Genomic DNA, 18840 nt, shown 5'->3' with positions numbered 1-18840 from the left:
TGACAAAGGGAGTGCCGGATCCCCAGAATCCGACTTGATTGGAAGCTATTCAGGCCTTGGCGCAAGCGTCAATTGATAGTGACAGGTTTGTAAGAATTTGCCCAAAACTGTGGCAGAAAGGCCTCATTTTTATGACAGTCCGCCTGCTACGGGCGTCACTTCGAAGGCGCCAACTATAACAAGAATAACGAAGAATATTTGCACCATAAGCGTAAGAGAAAACAGAATAAAACCGGTCCTCAGAAGCGACAATATTCTGCCTGAACTATATACCTCTCTAAGCATTCGATAAATATAGATCGGCGGCGCGATGAACAATACGAACACAAACCAATCGAGCCCAAGCCAGAAAAATAAAAATGCCACACTCAGCAGAATGTAGTACCAACTTTGGAAATGCAGCGACACGATCACATGGTCGTAAATGTAAATGCGTTTAGAAAACGGGTACACGATGGTGAGCAATAGTATCATCGCAGGGGTCAGCGCCAAGGCAATTCTTGGTGCCCAGTTCTGGATGGACGCGAAAAACATTCCCTGATTTTCGTACGCATCCGCTACGTGCCCGACCACCATTGCAAGGAAGTCTTTGGTATCGTCATCGAAATCATCGCTGTTGCGAAGATTATCGAGAATATCATCGCGGTTCACACGCCCGTCTTCGCGAAACACGCTGGTGCGACTGGACGTGTTTTCACCTATAACACCCTGCCCCTGCTCCGCTGGAATGTTACTTATAGCATCAAGATTTCCGACTACCTCAATATCTACCGGGACGCCCGCATCATCCAGCGCTTCCTGTGCCTGCTCCATAGCGGCATCCATTTCCTCCTCAGACATTCCTTCGGGAGGCGTCGCGCCGATAGTTACCGGCGTTTCCTGATTTATGTATCTGATATCAAACCAGCCTTGCGAGTCGCCATAGGCGAACAGCATCACAAAATAGATAAAACTGGTGAGAAGATAGAGCCGGAAAGGTGGCACAAAACGTTGACGTTTACCCGTCAGATATTCCCTTGTGACCCTTCCCGGCCGCAACATAAGCGATGGCAGCGTGCGCATGACGCGCCCATCAAGAGATAGAAAGTCACCGAGCACTTCGCTGGCCAGAGACCAGATCGGCCGGTGAAACGTCTGAGCGAGCTGGCCGCAGTTTCCGCAGTACCTGCCGGTGACAACCGTGCCGCAATTGCGACACGGGTCACCAGACAAGTCCCCGTCCCCTGCCCCTTTGGACAATCCGCCAACGGAGCCTAACGCTCCTGCTTCGAGTTCTCCGGACATCAACCGCTCCCGCTAATAAGCCCGACGCTCAGACGATCAGATCAACCTTCGCGGCAGATATAGCGTGACCGGTGAACATCATCCGCGTTGTCAACAAAGCCCGTAAGTGTCGGATCAACGAGATTTTTCGTGACCTGATACCACATTGGAATCACCGGCATATCGTCGAGCATCATTTGCTCGGCCTCTTCCAGCATCTGAGCACGAACATCAAGATCGCGTTCATTGTCTGCAGCTTCTACCAGCGCATCATATTCCGGATTGTTGTAACGGCCATAGTTCATAGGGCCGGCATTAGACTGCAGAAGGAAGAGGAAGTTCTTCGGATCGTTGAAGTCGGCAACCCACGCACCATCACCGATCTGGAAGTCCCCCTGACGCAGAAGTGCATACTGGACCTGCGTCTCTTTCTGCAGAATTTCAGGGCGCACCCAGTCAGCGATTTCCAGCCAGCTGGCCTGAACCGCAGGCGCAACGCGCGGGTTATCGTCTGTAGACCGGTAAGTGTACTCGAATTGAAGCGGGTTGTCCGGGCCAAAGCCGGCTTCTTCCAACAGTCGGCGCGCTTCAACCATACGGTCTTCCTGGCTCATATCGGCCCAGTATACCTGCGCACCGTCTTCGGTGTAATTCGCTGTGCCCGGAGGAATGAGAGAGTAAGCAGGCTCGTAACCGGCTGTCAGAACTTCGTTGACCATGAAGTCGCGGTCTAGCGCCATAGCGAGCGCATTGCGAACACGTGTATCTTCGAAAATCTCAAGTTCTGTATTGATAGAATAATATGTCGTTATGAGAGCCGGCGCTGTGCGCACCCAGCCTGGGAAACGCTCGCGCAGTTCGTCAGTGCGCTGCCCGTCGAATGAGTTGTTCATATCCAGACGGCCTGTCTGGATGTAGCGCTCAACGGCGTCGAGGTCGTCATACGGGAAATAGATGACCTCTGAGAAGCAAAGGTCTTCTGCGCCTTCCCATTCAGGGTTCACGACAGACCGCAGGAAGTCACCTGTGCGGAACTGTTCAAGACGATACGGGCCATTCACGACGATATTTTCAGGATCCGTCCAGTCGTCGCCAAACTCTTCAATAGCGTGCTCGGGCACTGGAAAGCTTACATAGTGCTTCAGAATGCCCGGCAGATAAGGCGCAGGATATTCGAGGTCGATCACAAGTGTGTCATCGTCAACGGCTTGAACGCCCAGCTGATCAGCCTCAACCTCGCCGCCATAGAACTCTTCAGCATTCTCGATCAGGAACAGCATAGACGCATATTGAGACGCTGTTGATGGCGTCAGAATCCGGCGGAATGCGAACTCGAAATCGCTGGCCGTCACCGGCTCACCATCTGACCAGTTGGCGTCTTTCAGCTCGAACGTCCAAGTGCGGCCGTCTTCACTGATTTCATAGCTTTCAGCCATGCCGAGCACCGGTGTTGCGTCTGCGCCGTCCGTAAACAGGCCGATGAACATGTCACCAATTACGATGTTCTCCCACTGGGAAGACACTTTGTGCGGGTCGACGGAATCAGGGTTCGCACTGATGCCGCGTCTTAGCGTGTCTGGAGAGACTTCGCTGCCACCACCACAAGCTGCCAGTGAAAGCGCAAGTGCCGCTAGCGACGCCGAAAGCAAACCATTTTTGTTTCGCATTTTTATTCCAATCTCTCCGAACTTTAAGAGGACATTCTATGTCGATCTGTGTTGAGATTGAAACGCAGACGGTTACAGTTCAAGTATATTCGCTGCATTCATGCACAAATACGGACACTCGTGATGAAAAAAATTTGCCTCGCCGGCGTTGCAAGCCTTTCCCTGCTGGGAATTCCGGCACTCGCCGATGAAGTCGACCCGCTCGCAGACATTTATGCCTGCGCAGATATCGCTGATGATTCAGCACGTCTTGCCTGTTTTGATACGGCTGTCAGCGCGACTCAGGTCGCTCAACAAGCCGGCGAATTCCGGACCCTGACCCGACAGGATACGGAGCGAGTACAAGAAGACGCTTTCGGCTTCTCATTGCCAAGTCTTCCGAGCTTCCGATTGCCATCTATTGGCCGGGAGGCCAATGCTTTGGCTGATGCCGTGCAAAACGAAACACCAGCCGCAGTCGCAGAAGCTCCGGCAACACCCGAACCAGCACCTGGGTCCACTCCGGTAGAAACTTCCGAAACTGCACAACAGCGCCCGGCCCCTCCGACTGTTGCAGAACCTGAACCAGAACGCCCGCAGAATGTCGTGCGTGATGACAAAGGCGACATTGAAGCGGTCACTTTGGAGATCGCAAGAATCAACCGCGGCGCTTACGACAAGCTGACCATTTACTTCAGAAACGGTCAGGTGTGGCGACAAATCGACTCCGAGATTGTTCGCCTGCGTAGCAGTAACCCACCGCGAACAGCGACAATTCGTCGAGCGGCTTTAGGCAGTTACCTTATGCAGTTCGATGATCGTGGGCGTGCCATCCGGGTACGTCGAGAAGAATAACCCTTGCCGGAACCCTAAAAGAAAAAGCCGCCCCGAAAGGAGCGGCTTTTTTATTGGTTTATTCAGATCAGTTTAGCGCTCTTTCGGATCGACCGCATCACGCACGCCGTCACCGATGAAGTTCAGACAGAGCAATGTTACCGCCATGACAACCGCCGGGAACAAAAGAAGCCACGGGCTGGACGACATTTGCTGCTTACCGTTCGAAATCAGAACGCCGAGTGATGTCAGCGGCTCGTTAATGCCAAGACCGATAAAGCTGAGGAAGCTCTCCAGCAGAATGACCTGCGGAATAATCAGCGTCATGTATACGACAACAGGGCCGATAATATTCGGTACGATGTGACGTGCAATGATCGCGCCTTGAGATACACCGGATGCACGTGCCGCTTCGATAAATTCGCGGTTTTTCAGAGACAGGGTCTGCCCCCGCACGATACGCGACATGGTAAGCCATTCGACGGCACCAATCGCGATGAAGATCAGATAGATGTTCCGCCCAAACACGGTGGTCAGCAGGATCACGAAGAAAATGAACGGGATGGCATAGAGCGCATCAACGATACGCATCATAATGCTGTCAGTCCGGCCACCGAAATAGCCTGCGACTGTACCCCATGTCACACCGATGACGAGACTGACGAATGTCGCCAGAACGCCAACAGCCAGGGACACCTGATAACCAACCAATAGACGGATGAACTGGTCACGGCCAAGCGTGTCTGTCCCCATAATGTGAAGGTGCTCGAAGGTCGGCGACCAGCCTACACGATCACGGTACAGCGTTTCATATTCATGTGGCCAGAATAGCGGCAGGATCAGCGCACAAGCCGTGAAAAGGCCCAGCACGATCATAGCGGCCACAGCAGCTTTGTTCCGGAACAGACGCGCACGGGCATCATCCCATAGCGAGCGGCCAGCGACTGCGGCTGCTTCCAGCGCCGCGTCGTTCTGAGGGTTACGCATTCCGATCATCAGTACTTCACCCTCGGATCCAGAATTGCATAAAGGACGTCAGCCACCAGGTTCATCAGAAGGATCAGCGTCGCAAAAAGAATCACCACGCCCATAACCAGCGTGTAGTCACGGTTCAGCGCGCCATCGATAAAGAAGCTGCCAATGCCAGGAAGGCTGAAGACGCGTTCGATCACGAGAGAACCGGTCACAACACCTACGGAGGCAGGACCGATATAGCTGACGAGAGGCAGAACTGCGATTGGCAGAGCATGCTTCAGAATAATCTCACGCTCCGGTACACCCTTGGAACGCGCGGTGCGGATATGGTTCGACCGCATCGCCTCGATCATACTGCCGCGCATAATCCGCGAAATGCCTGCGATATAATAAAGCGACAGTGTAATAACCGGCAAAGTGATCGTGTATGGCGTCATGCGCCCCAGATCGAGCCCGCCGGGCGCAAAGATTGGTATCCAAACCCCGAACACCAGCGCCGCAACAGGACCTACCACATAGGACGGAATGGAAATGCCCAGCGTGGCCACCCCCATTAATCCATAATCCACCGCCGAGTTCTGCTTCAGCCCCGATATAATCCCGAGACCACCGCCAACGACGAAGGCGAAAAACATAGCGAGGCCGCCGATCGTCGCGCTGACAGGAAACCCTTCGCCAATCAGCTCGGATACAGTCTTATCCTTGTTCCGGAGAGACGGACCGAAATCGCCCTGCACAACATCTCCCAAATAGGTGAGATATTGCTCATGCAGCGGACGGTCATGACCATAAACGGCGAGAATCTGCGCTTCGACCGCTGGCTCCAGGCGGCGGTCATTGCTGAACGGGCTGCCTGGCGCGGCGCGCATCATGAAGAACGCGACCGTGATCACGACAAACAGCGTCGGGATCGCGATCAGCAGCCGTTTCAGAATGAAAGGCAGAGAAATACGTGAGAGAAATCGAGGCACGATGAAACTTGGTACTCCACTCAGATTTTCGGACAGCTGATTAATACGCCCAGCCGGGATTCCGTGAGCGGCCTATCTGGCATGGGTTTACCTTGATCGACAAGACTGGCATCAGGATTTCCGCAGATAACACTCATGTGGAGGTCAGATCGTGCACAATTTTCGTAAGATCACCGATCATTTTTATGCCGCGCCTCAAATCGAACCAGACGAAATCGATATCGCTGCCAGTGAAGGCTTCGCAGCCATCATCATGAATCGCCCTGATGGCGAAACACCTGACCAGCCAGCAACCGCACTGATCAAAGATCGCGCAGATGCAAACCAGCTGCCCTTCGTTCACATTCCGATCACAGCGCCACCACAAATGAGCGATGTAAAAGCGACGCTGGAAGTCCTCAAAGCACACGAAGGTCAGAAAGTGCTCGCCTTCTGCCGTTCCGGCACACGCTCAACAACTCTGTGGGCGTATGCCGTGGCACTGGATAAGGCGATGCCCGTCAATGATATCCTGACCGCAGCTATGAATGGCGGCTATGATTTGTCACCACACAGACCAGCGCTCGAAGCGCTTTTTGCACTGTAAAGATTGCACCTTTATCCAGCTGGGATATGAATGGTGACAGAGGGGACACTTGCGTTGGGCGGAGCTGAACTCGGCACAGCCATTGCCTGTACCATGGCAAGGCCGATGAGTGCCGCAGCAAACGGACGGATCACGCGAAAGAAAACAGGTGTGATTTTGTCTGTCACGAGAATGTCCCATTCTGGCTTTAACGAAAGATGCGATTGCATCTACGCAAAGCCTGCGCCAAAGACGCTGAAAAAGCGCAACGCGTATAAGTAGAGTACAAAGCAGCGCGAAGCTGCCGACGGGAAAACGGGTATGAGTAAGAACTGGCTTTCAGACTTTAAAATTCAGGACGGCGGCGTTCTGGTGAAAAAGACAGGGCACACCGTTCCCTTCAATCTCGGTCTGGTGAACGATATCCTGACATGGATGAGCTTCTACTCGCTCGCGCAAGGCTGGCGCATCTGGCAGCGTATTCAGGGCCATCGTGCGCCGCGAATCGCTTTTTTGCCTGATCAGCCACGTCCGTGGTATTTCATCTGGCCGGTCATGCACGCTGCCGGCGCGATTATCGAAAAAGACGTCAACAAAGCTGACGTGATCTTCCACTTTGATGATTCGACCCTTTGCGATGCCGATAAGCCTGATGTCTCCCATCCGGTGAAATTCATCAATTTCGGCTGCAACGACGTTTCCAAGTCTCTGGTCGCATCCACGTTCACCCGCGTTGCGGGCTATGATCTGGCCGTTGATCCATCCGACTATGACGGCCTCATGGTTGAAAAGTCAGAAATCAACGCAGCCCACGACGGCCGTATCGTTCAGGGGCCGATGGAGCCGATTGAAGGCAAGAGCTATCAGCGCCTCATCGATAACTCCATTGATGGAGATCTGGTAGAAGATCTGCGTACGACCTTGGTCGGCGGCGAGCCGACAATCGTCTTCCGCAAACGCCGCCCGCTGAGCCGTCGCTTCCTCAATGAAAACACCGATGTGACCCTCACCTCACCGCAAGCTGTCTTCTCCGCGGAAGAGATTGAGGTCATCAAAAACTTTGCAACCGAGCTGGGCCTCGACTGGGGTGGTGTTGATGTGCTGCGCGACAAGCGTGACGGCCGCATCTATATTGTTGACGCCAACAAGACAGATATGGGCCCGCCTGTTGCCATGCCACTTGGCCAGAAACTGCGCTCTACACGTTACATGGCACGTAAATTCCGTGCATCATACGGACCAAAATAAACTCCAAACACGTTGAAAGGGGGCCTTATGGCTGGCCAGATCCCGTTTGTCCGCGACATGGACTTTGACTATGGCGCCGTAACAGAGATCAGCCCCCTCGTACGTCGTGTGATTGCCAACAATCCCGGCCCATTCACCTTTACCGGTACCGGCGTCTATATCGTCGGCCGCGGCACCGTCGCGGTCATCGACCCCGGCCCCGATACGTCAGAACACTTTGATGCGCTCAAAATGGCGCTCGAGGGCGAAACGGTCAGCCATGTTATTGTCACCCACCATCATATGGATCACTCTCCTCTCGCACATCCACTCGCCGAATGGGCAGGCTGCAAAGTCTATGGCAAACCCGCTCCGCGCCATGAAGAATCGGCTGTACAGATGGATGCCGGCTCCGACCATGGCTTCAAACCACATGTCGAACTGAATGATGGCGACGTTCTGGAAGGCCCAGGCTGGACGCTGGAAACGGTCGAAACTCCGGGACACACATCGAACCATCTCTGCTTTGCGCTAAAAGAAGAAAATGCGCTGTTCTCGGGCGACCATATTATGGGCTGGTCGACGACCGTGATATCTCCGCCAGACGGCGATATGCGCGACTATTTCGAAAGCCTCGACAAAATCCGTGCACGCGGCTTCGACACACTCATCCCGACGCATGGCCCACCGATTACGGACGATGTGGACGGATTTATTGGCGCTTACATCACCCACCGCCGCGCGCGTGAGGCCTCAATCCTCGAACGGCTGAAAGCGGGCGATACTACCATTCCCGATATGGTGAAGGTTATCTATGCAGACGTGGATTCGCGCCTGCATCCAGCGGCCTGCCACTCTGTACTCGGTCATATGATCCATCTGGTGAAAGACGGGCATGTGTCAGTCACCGGCTCCATGGACGTGTCCGGAACCTACACTCTCACGCAATAAAAAACGCGGCCCCGAAAGGCCGCGTTTCGATTTTTAGACTTTGCTGTCGCTTAGGACGGCATGTCCGCAACATCCAGCTTGCTGGACAGGCTTTCCAGAATAGCGCTGATGCGAGCGGCATTTGCACCAAGGTCGGAACGACCGACACGCGACACTGAGCGCACATCCACCTGACTACCTTCGCCCTGCGGACGGATGCGGACTGCCACGTCATCTTTAAAGCCATACCAGGTAGAGGTGTAAGTCGCTTCCAGAACGCCCGCTTCCTCATTTGCTGTGACGATCTCCATGCCCATCTCATCCAGCGTGGAATACGCCGCAGAATAGGTCACGTCAGCCGGTGCGCGCAGAATAAGTGAGCGGATTTCCGGATAGGCTTCAGCTTGCGCTTCAGACACGAGGCGTTCGTTATCGCCGCTGCCAAATGTAGGCGCGTCGAGCACAGGGTTAGCCCCTTCACGCAGTTCCATCATTTCATCAGAGAACTGGATCGGATCAGACCAGTCCGTCTGGATATCATGGATTGGCGGAACGCTTTGGGCATTCATTCGGAAGCCCTGCATGCGTCCGAGAACAAGACCCGCTATGAGAATAGCCGCGAGCGACAGAATGACGATTTTGACGCGCGGCGCTTTGATCAGGCCGAGCACTGTCAGCACGATACCGGCACCGCCAATGCCCATTGCAAGCTTCGGCCCCCAGTTCACCGTCATTGTGCTCAAAGCGGTTCCAAGATCCCAAAGGCCGTATTTATAGCCGAGGCCAGCAGCCATGAACCAGAACGGCAGCAAGATCGCCAGAAACAGCACCAGCCATGCGAGCCCGAGGCGAATACCGCCCTTACTCTTAGAATTGCTCATTTTATAACTCCACTCCCGAGATTGAGAGAGTCATAGCGCAGGAATCAGGCTTGTCACGCAATGTTTCTCCCCTTCCAAGAAGGAACTGGGGCGTGGGTGAACAAGGTCAATAGGCTACAGAATCAGCCGAACGGCGCTTCAATCGACGGCGCAAACTCGCTGAACAGGCGTGGACCATCTTCCGTCATGTACAGGCAGTCTTCGAGGCGAACTCCGAATTCGCCAAAGATATAAATCCCCGGCTCGTTAGAGAAACACATGCCCGGCGCAAGAGGTGTCTCCTCGCCCATAACGAAGTTTACAGGCTCGTGTCCGTCGAGGCCAATGCCATGGCCAAGACGGTGGGAAAGCCCCGGCGTCTGATATCCCGGCCCATAGCCCTCACGTTCATAAAAGGCACGCACGGTAGCATCCACCTGCCCCGCCGGCGTTCCGATTTGCGCCGTTTCCAGCGCCAGCTCTTGGCCGCGTTTCACCGTGTTCCAGACCTGACGCTGCTTCGTAGTTGGTTCACCGAACACCCATGTACGCGAAATGTCGGACTCATAGTCATGCACACCGCAGCCGCAATCCATCAGAATGACAGAGCCCTCGCGCACTTCCTGCGCTGAACCCGTACCATGCGGATAAGCGCTCGCCTCGTTCAGCAGGACCATTGAAAACTCGACATTTCCGCCAAGCCTGCGGGTGGTTTCGCTCATCAGATTGGAGATATCGAACTGATTCATCCCCAGTTCGACACGCGGATAAATATGCCTGTAAGCCGCCAGTGTGATGTTGTTGGCTGTCTGCATCAGGGCGAGTTCGGCAGGCGATTTAAACATTCGAACGCCGCGGGTGACACTCATGCCCGACACCATTTCAAACGACGGCGCCGCCTGTGCAATTCCGTCTGAAATGAAATGACGCACCGTCTCTTCTATCGCAACCTTGCCTTCACTCAGGCCGGCATCACTCAGAATTCCAGCGACCAGCGCGAACGGGCTTTCATGCTCGTGCCAGGTTCGCACGTCGACGTCCACTTTGACGCTTTCACGCACCGACGGCTCTTCGAAGTACGGAGTGACGACTGTCGGGGTCCCCTCAGCAGGGATCACCACACCCGTAAAACGTTCCGATCGCCACCAGCGAATACCGGTAAAGTAGAAGAGCGCAGAGCCTGCCTCCAGCACGAGCGCATCAATGCCCTGCTCCTGCATCAGCACCTGCGCCCTTGCGATACGCGCCTCATGCTCCAGCGGAGAGATAGGTTGCGCGCCCGCAGCCATCGCAGGCAGCTCGTCATCGCTGGCGGACGCGAATTGAGGCGCGATCAGGCCGGTCAAACCGGCAGCCAGTCCTAATTGTCCGAAACGGCGTCTGGAAAGTGTCACGCAAGGATCTCCGCTGCTGAGATGATATCAGATCAGGCGTGGATCAGCCCCGCCCTACAAATGGCATGTTCGTCGCCATTACAGTCATAGAAAGTATGTTTGCCTCAAGAGGCAAATTCGCCATGTGCAGCACAGAACTCGCAACGTCCTCGACGGCCATGGTCGGCTCTGGCTTCAGGCTACCATCTGCCTGCGGAACACCTTTTGCCATGCGCACGGTCATCTCGGTCGCAGCGTTGCCGATATCAATCTGGCTACAAGCAATTGAATACGGACGACCATCCAGCGCGAGTGATTTGGTGAGGCCTGTCACAGCGTGTTTAGTCGCATTGTAAGGCGTGGCGCCGGGACGCGGCGTCATCGCAGAGATCGAACCGTTATTGATGATCCGCCCACCTTGCGGCGACTGCTGGCGCATGTGACGGAACGCGGCCCGTGCGCACCAGAACATGCCATTCAGGTTCACGTTCACGACTGAGAGCCATGTCTCTGGCGAAATCTCGTCAATCGTGGCAGGAAACGCGCCCCGACCAGCATTATTGAAAAGCACATCAAGCCGCCCTGCTGCTTCGACAAATTTATCGAAAGCGGCATCGACGGCTTCATGATCAGTTACATTGCACTCAAGTGCATGTGCATTGGGATGACTGGCAGCCATTTCCGCCAGAGCACCCCCGCGACGCGCCAGAAGCCCGACAGTCCAACCCTGCTCAAGGAAGAGTTGCGCGGTGGCTTTACCAATCCCCGCGCTGGCTCCCGTAATCAGAATGGACTTCACGTCAGGCTCCGGCACAAACAACCTCCTGCTTACGCAGTTGGCAGTTTGTAGTCCTTGAACATCTCACGAAGGGCAAGCTTGTTGATCTTGCCGGTCGCGCCGAGCGGAATAGCCTCGACAAACGCAACATCGTCCGGCGTCCACCATTTGGCGATTTTGCCTTCGAGTTGCTTCAGCATCTCTTCCTTTGTCGCTTCCTGCCCCTCATGGAGTTGGATGATCAGAAGCGGGCGCTCATCCCATTTCGGGTGATAAATGCCGATAGCTGCAGCATTGGCGACCTTCGGGTGCCCCACCGCAATGTTCTCGATATCGATGGAAGAAATCCACTCACCACCGGATTTGATCACGTCTTTCGCGCGGTCGGTGATCTGCATGTAGCCATGGTGGTCAAGGTGCGCGACATCGCCCGTATCGAAGAAGCCGTTCTCATCAAGGACAGAACCGCCATCGCCGCCAGCACCTTTGAAGTAGGTATCGACAACCGCGCAGCCACGTACGAGCAGGTGACCAGAGCTCTCACCATCGCGTGGCAGTTCATTACCATCGTCATCAACGACTTTCAGCTCGACACCAAACGGCATGCGGCCCTGTTTGAGCTTGTACTCAACATGCTTGTCCCAGCCCTGATCGCGGATTTCCGGAACCAGCTGTCCAATCGTGCCAAGCGGAGAGGTTTCCGTCATACCCCATGCGTGAGCTGTATCGACGTCGAATTTCTCTTTGAACGCGCGCAGAATACGCTCAGGAACCGCTGAACCACCGATAACAACACGGTCGAGATCCGGCAGATCGAGATCATTTGCTTCAAGGTGCTGAAGCAGCATCAGCCAGACAGTTGGAACCGCGGCTGACATCGTCACTTTGTACTTCGTCAGAAGCTCATAAATGGATGCACCATCCATCTGCGCGCCCGGCATAATCATCTCAGCGCCGACAGCAGGACATGTGAATGTCAGGCCCCATGCGTTCGCGTGGAACATCGGAACGACTGGCAGAACTTTGTCAAAGACGGTTACACCAAGTGCATCAGCCATGCCTGTGATGAAGGTGTGAAGTACGTTTGAACGGTGAGAGTAGAGAACGCCCTTCGGATTGCCAGTCGTGCCAGAAGTGTAACAAAGACCGCATGGTGTTGTTTCAGGGAAATCACCCCATACGCAGTCCTGAGACTGGCCCGCGATGTAATCTTCATAAGGAACAGCGTTGCGAAGCTTCGTGTCGGGCATATGCTCTGCGTCACAGAAAATGACGAAACGCTCGATGGTTTTCATCTGGTCCTGAACCGCTTCAAGCAGTGGCACGAACGTCAGGTCGACGAAGAGGATTTTGTCTTCTGCATCGTTTGCAATCCAGGCAATTTGCTCAGGGTGCAGACGCGGATTGATGGTGTGAAGGACGGAACCTATGCCCATTGCGCCGAACCATGTTTCCATGTGACGGGCTGTATTCCATGCGAGCGTCGCAACACGGTCGTGCAGCTTGATGCCGTCACCTTTCAGCGCGTTGGAAACCTGCTTCGCGCGGTCATGAATTTCTGCGTATGTCGTCTCGACAATCGGGCCCTCAACCGAGCGCGAAATAACACGGCGGTGACCGTGATTGGCTTTGGCGTGTTCGATAACCTTGTTTACGGTTAGCGGCCAATCCTGCATTTTGCCGATTAGGCTCATCGTCCTCTCCCTGACGTTCGAATAGCGTGTTCTTAGTATGATGACGCATGTGTCATCTTTTTTGGGTATTAAGAAGCGTCAAACGAACAAAAAGTGCAACCCGGCAGCACTGAATATTTTCCATGTCACAAATATTCGTTAGAGAGAGGCCGCAATATACATCGCCAAGGTCCTCTGATCATGTTTAAAAACGCTGCACTACCGCTATTCGCCGCAACTTTCCTGCTCACAGGCTGCTTCGGTGAAGTAGAATCGCCTGATGTCTCTTCTGTTGATCCGGTTGAGGTAGAGCAGAGCTCTGACGAGGCAACAGCGACACCCGTCGCCGCCCGACCGTCCCTGCCGGAAATCTTTGACTGCCTGCGCGAGAATAACGGCACGGCCATCGCTGCACATCGCGGCGGCCCGTATGAGTTCTATCCAGAGAATGCAATCGAGACGCTTCAATACGGCTATGATAATGATGTGCGCGTCTTCGAGATCGATATCGCCGAAAGTCAGGATGGCGTGCTCTTTCTGATGCATGACCGCACCCTTACGCGTACAACGACCATGCAGGGCGCCGTGGCGGAATTCGATTGGGCACAGATCAGCGAAGCGACCCTCGTGGACAATTTCGGCAACGAGACCGGTTATGCCATTCCCACTCTGGAAGACGCTCTGAACTGGGCTGTCGAGAGCGGGGCTATTCTGGAACTCGACAAAAAGCCGACCACCAGCTTCCGTAACATTATTGAAGCTGTCCGCACGGCGGGCGCGGAGAACAACGTCATCATGATCTCATATGATGACCGCCAAGCGGCAGAAATTGCGCGCATCGCACCGGAACTGATGATGACAGCCAGCGCATTTGGCGCACGTGATATCAATACGCTCCTCGATCTCGGTGTACGTAAGCCGCAACTCATCGCCTGGACCGGCACACGTGATCCGGATTTTACGGCATGGGAACGGGTTCTGGATGAAGGCGTGGAAGCGGCGTTCGGTACGCTGGGTCGTCCGGGTGAACGCCTTGATGATGAGTATTTGGCGGATGGCGACGGGTCTGAATTTCAGGACCTGGTCGACGCCGGCCTGACGCTTATTGCGACAGATGTTCCGCTTGAAGTCGCCGAGGCGATTGATGGTGACGACATCGCCCGGGAACAGTGTGGCCTCTAGGCTGATCGAAAAGATAGCAGCCCCTTGCGCTGGCGGGGACTGCTAAGCGCCTTACTAATTCGCCCGTAGTTCGCGCCGTTCCGCTTTGCGCTCCATCTCGGCCATATAAGCGTCGACAAATTCTTCGAACGTCATTTCGGGCTTCGGTTCGCCATCTGGTTCTTCTTGCTCTGCAGCTAGCAAATCAAAGAACTCATCAGCATCTATCGGCGAAGGGTTTTGGCGGTATTCTTCAAGAAGCGCGGCACCGGCTGGCGTGCCTGAATGCGCATAAACATGTACGATCCGCCATTCAGTGTCCCGATAGACCCAGTCATACTGGGGGCCTGCATTCAGGATAAGGTTCTCGCCGCCAGTAACGTTGCCCATTTCGATCAAGCGCTCTGCATTTGAAATTTGAATGTGCGCCGGTAAACACTGAAAAACGATCTCACGCGACGCCAACACACCAGACGCGCGATGCTGATACACTGATGGCGCATCAATCGCGAGGTCTGCCGACCCCGCAGAATAGCGCATAGGCTCATAAACTTCCCAATTCGGGTCGTTGGCCGGAGATCGGTATTCGGCCGGTCCTAAATAGATCATCCTCGCTCGCATGAGCGGATTACTCAGCAACACTGAGTCGACAAATCGGGATGCCGGATGCTGCGGACTATAATACGACCAAAGGGTCAGCCAGTGCGCGACGAAGAACAGAGCCAATAGCACGTTCACCGTTCCGAGGCTGAAATCCACCCAACCGAAACGCTTATCCAGAATACCGCCCAACATAACCATCAGCTGTGCAATGAGAAGAAGCCCGCCGACAATCAAAAACCACTCAATGCCGGAAATATCCTGATCCGGCAGCCGGCCCGTAAATATGAGCGGATCGCACATTTCGTGCATAATGATATGGATACTGATGATCCGGCCGATCACCGCAAAACTTAAAGCGACCAGAAACAGACATAGTGTTGCGCTGATAAGTGGTTTTCCACGCGACTTGCTCAACAACCTTGAATATCTTTTTTCTTGCCTCATAAACCCAGCATATCGATGAATTCATACCCCGCAAAGAGATTTCACTCCTGATTTCAAACGACTGTACAGCTAAGTGAACACAGCCAATCGCATCGATGGTGCTGTATGTCGCCATGTCGTAAGCCTGCGCATCAAAACCTTATCAACCTCGTGAATTCCCACCTTAAGCTAAAGAAATGAACGAGCCTGAGCTGGATATTCCCGAAGAATTTTACGCGTATAAATCACGCGCGGCGAGCTATATCGCCCGGCTCTCTGGGTTTCCATTTCAATGGGCGCTTCCCGATAGTTCGACAACGCAAACAGGTTTTCCCGCCAGCTTCTTTCGGTGGGATGAGCGCCGTTTCAGACGCCTGATTGAGCACGCTGAGCATCTCATTCGCTGTCTCATCATCTGGATGGCCTATGCCCGGCTTAGATCAGGTCTGGTGAAGGATGGTTTGTCTTCTGTGCTCGGAAACAGCTTTGAGCGTGCCCCATCGCGAACTCGGGACGACAGGTTCGGTGGAAACGAGAACAGCCCTGAGCGCGTTCTATGCGAACATCGTTCGCGAGAACAAAACAAAGAAGCTCACCCTCATTTCGTGCTGCGCGGTTTACCGCTCTATGATCAGAAGCTCCCGGCCTTTCGGATATCGCTGCCGGAAAGCCCTTCTCCCGGGTTGGGAGAAGGGTTTGGGATGAGGGCCGAAAAAACATCTTCTCGCCTCACCCCCGGCCCCTCTCCTCAGAGGAGAGGGGAGCGCCCCGGCAACGACACCATCTATACCTGCGACAGGTTGATTGCCCGCATGGAGCGCCTCGGCACGCTGATCGAGGAAATCGACGCCCGCGCCGGCCGCATTGCCGGCATCTGGCTGGCTCGGATGTCATCCCGTGCGCAGTGCGGAACAACGTTACGCCCCGCAAACACGGGACCTGACGCACGCACTCCCCCTTGGTCAGATCCCGGATCAGCGAGGCATCATTTCATACTGCATCGCATCCGGGATGACACCCCGTGGCATCCCGTCCCGATCAAATCGCCAGATCCCCCGCCGGATATCCTACAGGAGGCCTCTGATGATGAGCGCAATGATCTTCTCGCCCTTCATGACGCCGCAATCCGCGCCGCAGAGCTGTTCTCCCAGCACTGCTGATAGGAGCGCTTGGCTCAAATCAGACATTAATTCACTCCTCTCTTGCCAATTGCGCAGGAACTCACGGATAAGGTTCGCAACTAAACAGCAAGCTCAGGGGAGACAATCATGGAGCCGTATCGCGAACTCAGCCGGTCCATCAAAGGCAAAACAGCAATCGTTACAGGCGCTGCATCAGGCATGGGCCGCGCCACCGCGCACCTCTTCGCACGTGAAGGCGCAAACGTTGTCGTCACCGACCTGTCTCAGGAAAAAGTCGACATCGTCGTTGAAGAGATCAAAGCCGCTGGCATTGATCATGTGTTTGGCCTTGCCCTTGATGTTGGCGACCATGGTGCCATAAAAACGACGGTTGCCGCGACTGTGGAACGCTTTGGTGGCCTCGATATCGTGGTAAATAATGCAGGTTTCGCCCATCTCGTACCGTTCGAAGCAGACGAGTATGATGAAGTCTGGAACCGGTCCATCAATGTCATGCTGACAGCGCACCAGCGTATGGTTCGCGCAGCACTGCCATATCTCGTCAAATCCGGCGAAGGCCGCGTTGTAAACATCGCCTCGACTGAAGGCCTCGGCGCGACCGCACTGAACTCGCCTTATGTTGCGGCGAAGCACGGCGTTATCGGCCTCACCAAAGCTATGGCCGTCGAACTCAGTGCGAAAGGCATCACTGTGAATGCAGTCTGCCCGGGCCCGATCCACACAGGTATCACCGAAGGCATTCAGGACGATCACAAAACGATCTTCGCTAAGCGCCGCGTTCCGCTGCGCCGCTATGGCTATCCTGAAGAAGTCGCGAACATCACGCTTAACTGTGTGCTGCCAGCGTCTTCCTTTATGAACGGTGTTGCGATCCGCGTAGATGGCGGCCAGCTGGCACGTAACGCGTAACAGACGCGAGATTTAATGATCAGCCACCTGTTATGCTCCGGCATGCTGGGTTAGCGTCCGGTCAGGGAGACGATTTCAGGTGGCTTTTCAAACACTCATACTGGCGGGCACGATTGCTATCGCCGCCGTTTCGGACGCGCCGAAGGCCGGTCCCGTTTTACGAGACTTCTCCAACGATCCGGTCCGCCTCGTCATTTGCAACTTCGGTGACGAAGATTTTGCACACACACAGCTGAGCACAATCAATTGGGCTGGCTACGCAGAGCGGCAGGTCACCGTCGCTGAATTCTCCGAGGCACGCGCAGCCACGCATGTCTCAACTGCGTTCGGCCCGATGAGCCAGGTCATGTCGCTGAATCTCACCGGGCGTAAGCGCGAAGCTCGCGAGCAAGGCTGCAATCTGGAAAGCAACGAGATCATATTGTTTGGTAAGTCCGGTCAGGTTGTGGCCCGCTGGAACGAGTATTTGAGCAATGATGACCTGTTTCAGCTCCTTGATTCAGATAAGTTCACTTCACCATCATCCGGCATTGCCAACTGACAGCCCGAGGCCTAATGCCTCGCCCCTATGCGACATGATCATCACCGTCTGACCGGCCTCGGCTTTGCTATTATCGGCACTATCCTCTTTGGCGCGAAAGGGATCGTGCTGAAGCTCGCGCTGGATGAAGGCAGCACGGTGGAACAGATGATGCTTCTGCGTATGGGCTTCTCGCTGCCAGCCTTTCTGGCCGTGGGCTTCTTTTCGTTCAGAAGGCGTCTGGCGAGCACCAAGCTGCAAACGGTACTGCTCGCTGCGGGTCTTGGCATAATGAGCTACCATTTATGCACCTGGCTCGATTTTCAGGGGCTGCGATACACCTCTGCACAGCTGGAACGGCTAATCCTCTTCACCTACCCGACGATTGTCGCGGTACTGGCTGCGATCTTCCTGAAAGAAACGCTGACCATCCGGCATATCATGGCACTCGCCCTCTCCTATGCTGGCGTTTTTCTTCTGTTCGGGCGCGAGTTCTCACAACAAGGCGAGCACATCATTTTCGGCAGTCTTCTGGTATTCAGCGCGGCCATTCTGTTCGCAATCTACGTGACAGCGGCCAAACCGGTAATCACGGCACTCGGGTCAGCATTGTTCACCAGCATTGCCATGACAGCCGCCGGTGCGACGATCATGGCGCATTCCAGTGTCGTTGCGATAAGTGGCGATATGCCGGACTTCACATGGCTGATCATTGCCTATGGCGTGCTGCTCGCAACCTTCTGCACCGTGCTGCCAAGCTTCATGCTCTCAGAAGCCATTGCCCGCCTCGGCTCAGGCCCGACAAGCGCCATTGGTAATGTCGGACCGGTCGCGACATCCATGCTGGCCGTCTTCGTTCTTGGAGAAAGCTTCGGCCTGCCACACCTTGGCGCTCTGATCCTCACATCGGTCGGTATTGGTTTGCTGACCACTGGCAAACCGGCGGCAACAACTGGACAAGCCGCGCTGAATGCAGAAAAAGGCTGA

At 54.8% G+C, this 18840-nt stretch carries 19 protein-coding genes; 9 read left to right on the top strand and 10 right to left on the bottom strand.

Annotated elements, in window-relative coordinates; genetic code table 11:
• Nucleotides 1-129: 129 nt before the first annotated feature.
• Both G523_RS0110545 and G523_RS0110540 read right to left on the bottom strand, forming a co-directional pair.
• Complete coding sequence (locus tag G523_RS0110545) at nt 130-1284, bottom strand: DUF3667 domain-containing protein (protein ID WP_022695029.1); 1155 nt, start codon at nt 1282-1284, stop codon at nt 130-132.
• Between the two features lie 41 nt (nt 1285-1325).
• Nucleotides 1326-2930 carry a peptide ABC transporter substrate-binding protein gene (locus tag G523_RS0110540; RefSeq protein WP_022695028.1) on the bottom strand — a complete coding sequence of 535 codons (1605 nt, stop codon included), beginning with the start codon at nt 2928-2930 and terminating at the stop codon, nt 1326-1328.
• A 123-nt stretch (nt 2931-3053) separates the two neighbouring features.
• On the opposite strand from G523_RS0110540, the gene G523_RS0110535 reads away from it, so the two are divergent.
• Nucleotides 3054-3764, top strand: a complete 711-nt coding sequence (locus G523_RS0110535) for a hypothetical protein (protein WP_022695027.1) — start codon at nt 3054-3056, stop codon at nt 3762-3764.
• 72 nt (nt 3765-3836) lie between these two features.
• Here the strand turns inward: G523_RS0110535 and G523_RS0110530 are convergent, their stop codons facing one another.
• Together G523_RS0110530 and G523_RS0110525 are read right to left on the bottom strand one after the other, a co-directional pair.
• A complete protein-coding gene (locus G523_RS0110530) occupies nt 3837-4739 on the bottom strand; it encodes an ABC transporter permease (protein ID WP_022695026.1) in 903 nt (300 codons plus the stop codon).
• Nucleotides 4739-5689: an ABC transporter permease subunit gene (locus tag G523_RS0110525; protein ID WP_022695025.1), complete on the bottom strand. Its 951-nt coding sequence runs from the start codon at nt 5687-5689 to the stop codon at nt 4739-4741. Before G523_RS0110525 ends, G523_RS0110530 begins: the two co-directional genes overlap by 1 nt.
• A 151-nt stretch (nt 5690-5840) precedes the next feature.
• On the opposite strand from G523_RS0110525, the gene G523_RS0110520 reads away from it, so the two are divergent.
• Nucleotides 5841-6275, top strand: coding sequence for a TIGR01244 family sulfur transferase (locus tag G523_RS0110520; RefSeq protein WP_022695024.1), 435 nt, complete (start codon nt 5841-5843; stop codon nt 6273-6275).
• An 11-nt stretch (nt 6276-6286) separates the two neighbouring features.
• Here the strand turns inward: G523_RS0110520 and G523_RS0110515 are convergent, their stop codons facing one another.
• Entirely contained in the window at nt 6287-6442 is a 156-nt protein-coding gene (locus tag G523_RS0110515) for a hypothetical protein (RefSeq protein WP_155802645.1), read from the bottom strand.
• Nucleotides 6443-6575: 133 nt separating this feature from the next.
• On the opposite strand from G523_RS0110515, the gene G523_RS0110510 reads away from it, so the two are divergent.
• Both G523_RS0110510 and G523_RS0110505 read left to right on the top strand, forming a co-directional pair.
• The gene (locus G523_RS0110510; protein ID WP_022695022.1) at nt 6576-7502 is read left to right on the top strand and encodes an ATP-grasp domain-containing protein; all 927 of its coding nucleotides are present in this window, start codon (nt 6576-6578) and stop codon (nt 7500-7502) included.
• A gap of 27 nt (nt 7503-7529) precedes the next feature.
• Nucleotides 7530-8432 (top strand): MBL fold metallo-hydrolase, encoded by a 903-nt coding sequence (locus tag G523_RS0110505; RefSeq protein WP_022695021.1) that lies wholly within the window; start codon nt 7530-7532, stop codon nt 8430-8432.
• A 50-nt stretch (nt 8433-8482) separates the two neighbouring features.
• On the opposite strand, the gene G523_RS18995 is transcribed toward G523_RS0110505, so the two are convergent.
• The 4 genes from G523_RS18995 to G523_RS0110485 form a co-directional block, all read right to left on the bottom strand.
• Nucleotides 8483-9292: a DUF1499 domain-containing protein gene (locus tag G523_RS18995; RefSeq protein WP_022695020.1), complete on the bottom strand. Its 810-nt coding sequence runs from the start codon at nt 9290-9292 to the stop codon at nt 8483-8485.
• A gap of 122 nt (nt 9293-9414) precedes the next feature.
• Nucleotides 9415-10665, bottom strand: a complete 1251-nt coding sequence (locus tag G523_RS0110495) for a M24 family metallopeptidase (protein WP_027441634.1) — start codon at nt 10663-10665, stop codon at nt 9415-9417.
• 43 nt (nt 10666-10708) lie between these two features.
• Entirely contained in the window at nt 10709-11458 is a 750-nt protein-coding gene (locus G523_RS0110490; protein WP_022695018.1) for an SDR family oxidoreductase, read from the bottom strand.
• A gap of 14 nt (nt 11459-11472) precedes the next feature.
• Nucleotides 11473-13116, bottom strand: coding sequence for a long-chain-fatty-acid--CoA ligase (locus tag G523_RS0110485; protein ID WP_022695017.1), 1644 nt, complete (start codon nt 13114-13116; stop codon nt 11473-11475).
• A gap of 180 nt (nt 13117-13296) precedes the next feature.
• Between G523_RS0110485 and G523_RS18990 the strand changes: the two genes are divergently transcribed.
• Nucleotides 13297-14277, top strand: a complete 981-nt coding sequence (locus G523_RS18990) for a glycerophosphodiester phosphodiesterase family protein (RefSeq protein ID WP_022695016.1) — start codon at nt 13297-13299, stop codon at nt 14275-14277.
• A gap of 54 nt (nt 14278-14331) precedes the next feature.
• On the opposite strand, the gene G523_RS0110475 is transcribed toward G523_RS18990, so the two are convergent.
• Complete coding sequence (locus G523_RS0110475) at nt 14332-15201, bottom strand: hypothetical protein (protein ID WP_162141046.1); 870 nt, start codon at nt 15199-15201, stop codon at nt 14332-14334.
• Nucleotides 15202-15479: 278 nt separating this feature from the next.
• Between G523_RS0110475 and G523_RS0110470 the strand changes: the two genes are divergently transcribed.
• The 4 genes from G523_RS0110470 (at nt 15480) to G523_RS18985 (ending at nt 18840) form a co-directional block, all read left to right on the top strand.
• Nucleotides 15480-16442: a hypothetical protein gene (locus tag G523_RS0110470; RefSeq protein ID WP_022695014.1), complete on the top strand. Its 963-nt coding sequence runs from the start codon at nt 15480-15482 to the stop codon at nt 16440-16442.
• Between the two features lie 108 nt (nt 16443-16550).
• Nucleotides 16551-17333 (top strand): SDR family NAD(P)-dependent oxidoreductase, encoded by a 783-nt coding sequence (locus G523_RS0110465; protein WP_022695013.1) that lies wholly within the window; start codon nt 16551-16553, stop codon nt 17331-17333.
• Nucleotides 17334-17412: 79 nt separating this feature from the next.
• Nucleotides 17413-17874 (top strand): hypothetical protein, encoded by a 462-nt coding sequence (locus G523_RS0110460; protein WP_022695012.1) that lies wholly within the window; start codon nt 17413-17415, stop codon nt 17872-17874.
• A 27-nt stretch (nt 17875-17901) separates the two neighbouring features.
• Nucleotides 17902-18840, top strand: a complete 939-nt coding sequence (locus tag G523_RS18985) for a DMT family transporter (RefSeq protein WP_022695011.1) — start codon at nt 17902-17904, stop codon at nt 18838-18840.

The sequence above is a fragment of the Ponticaulis koreensis DSM 19734 genome (assembly GCF_000420665.1).
GTDB lineage: Bacteria > Pseudomonadota > Alphaproteobacteria > Caulobacterales > Hyphomonadaceae > Ponticaulis > Ponticaulis koreensis.
This window is presented reverse-complemented; position numbering and strand designations above follow the sequence as displayed.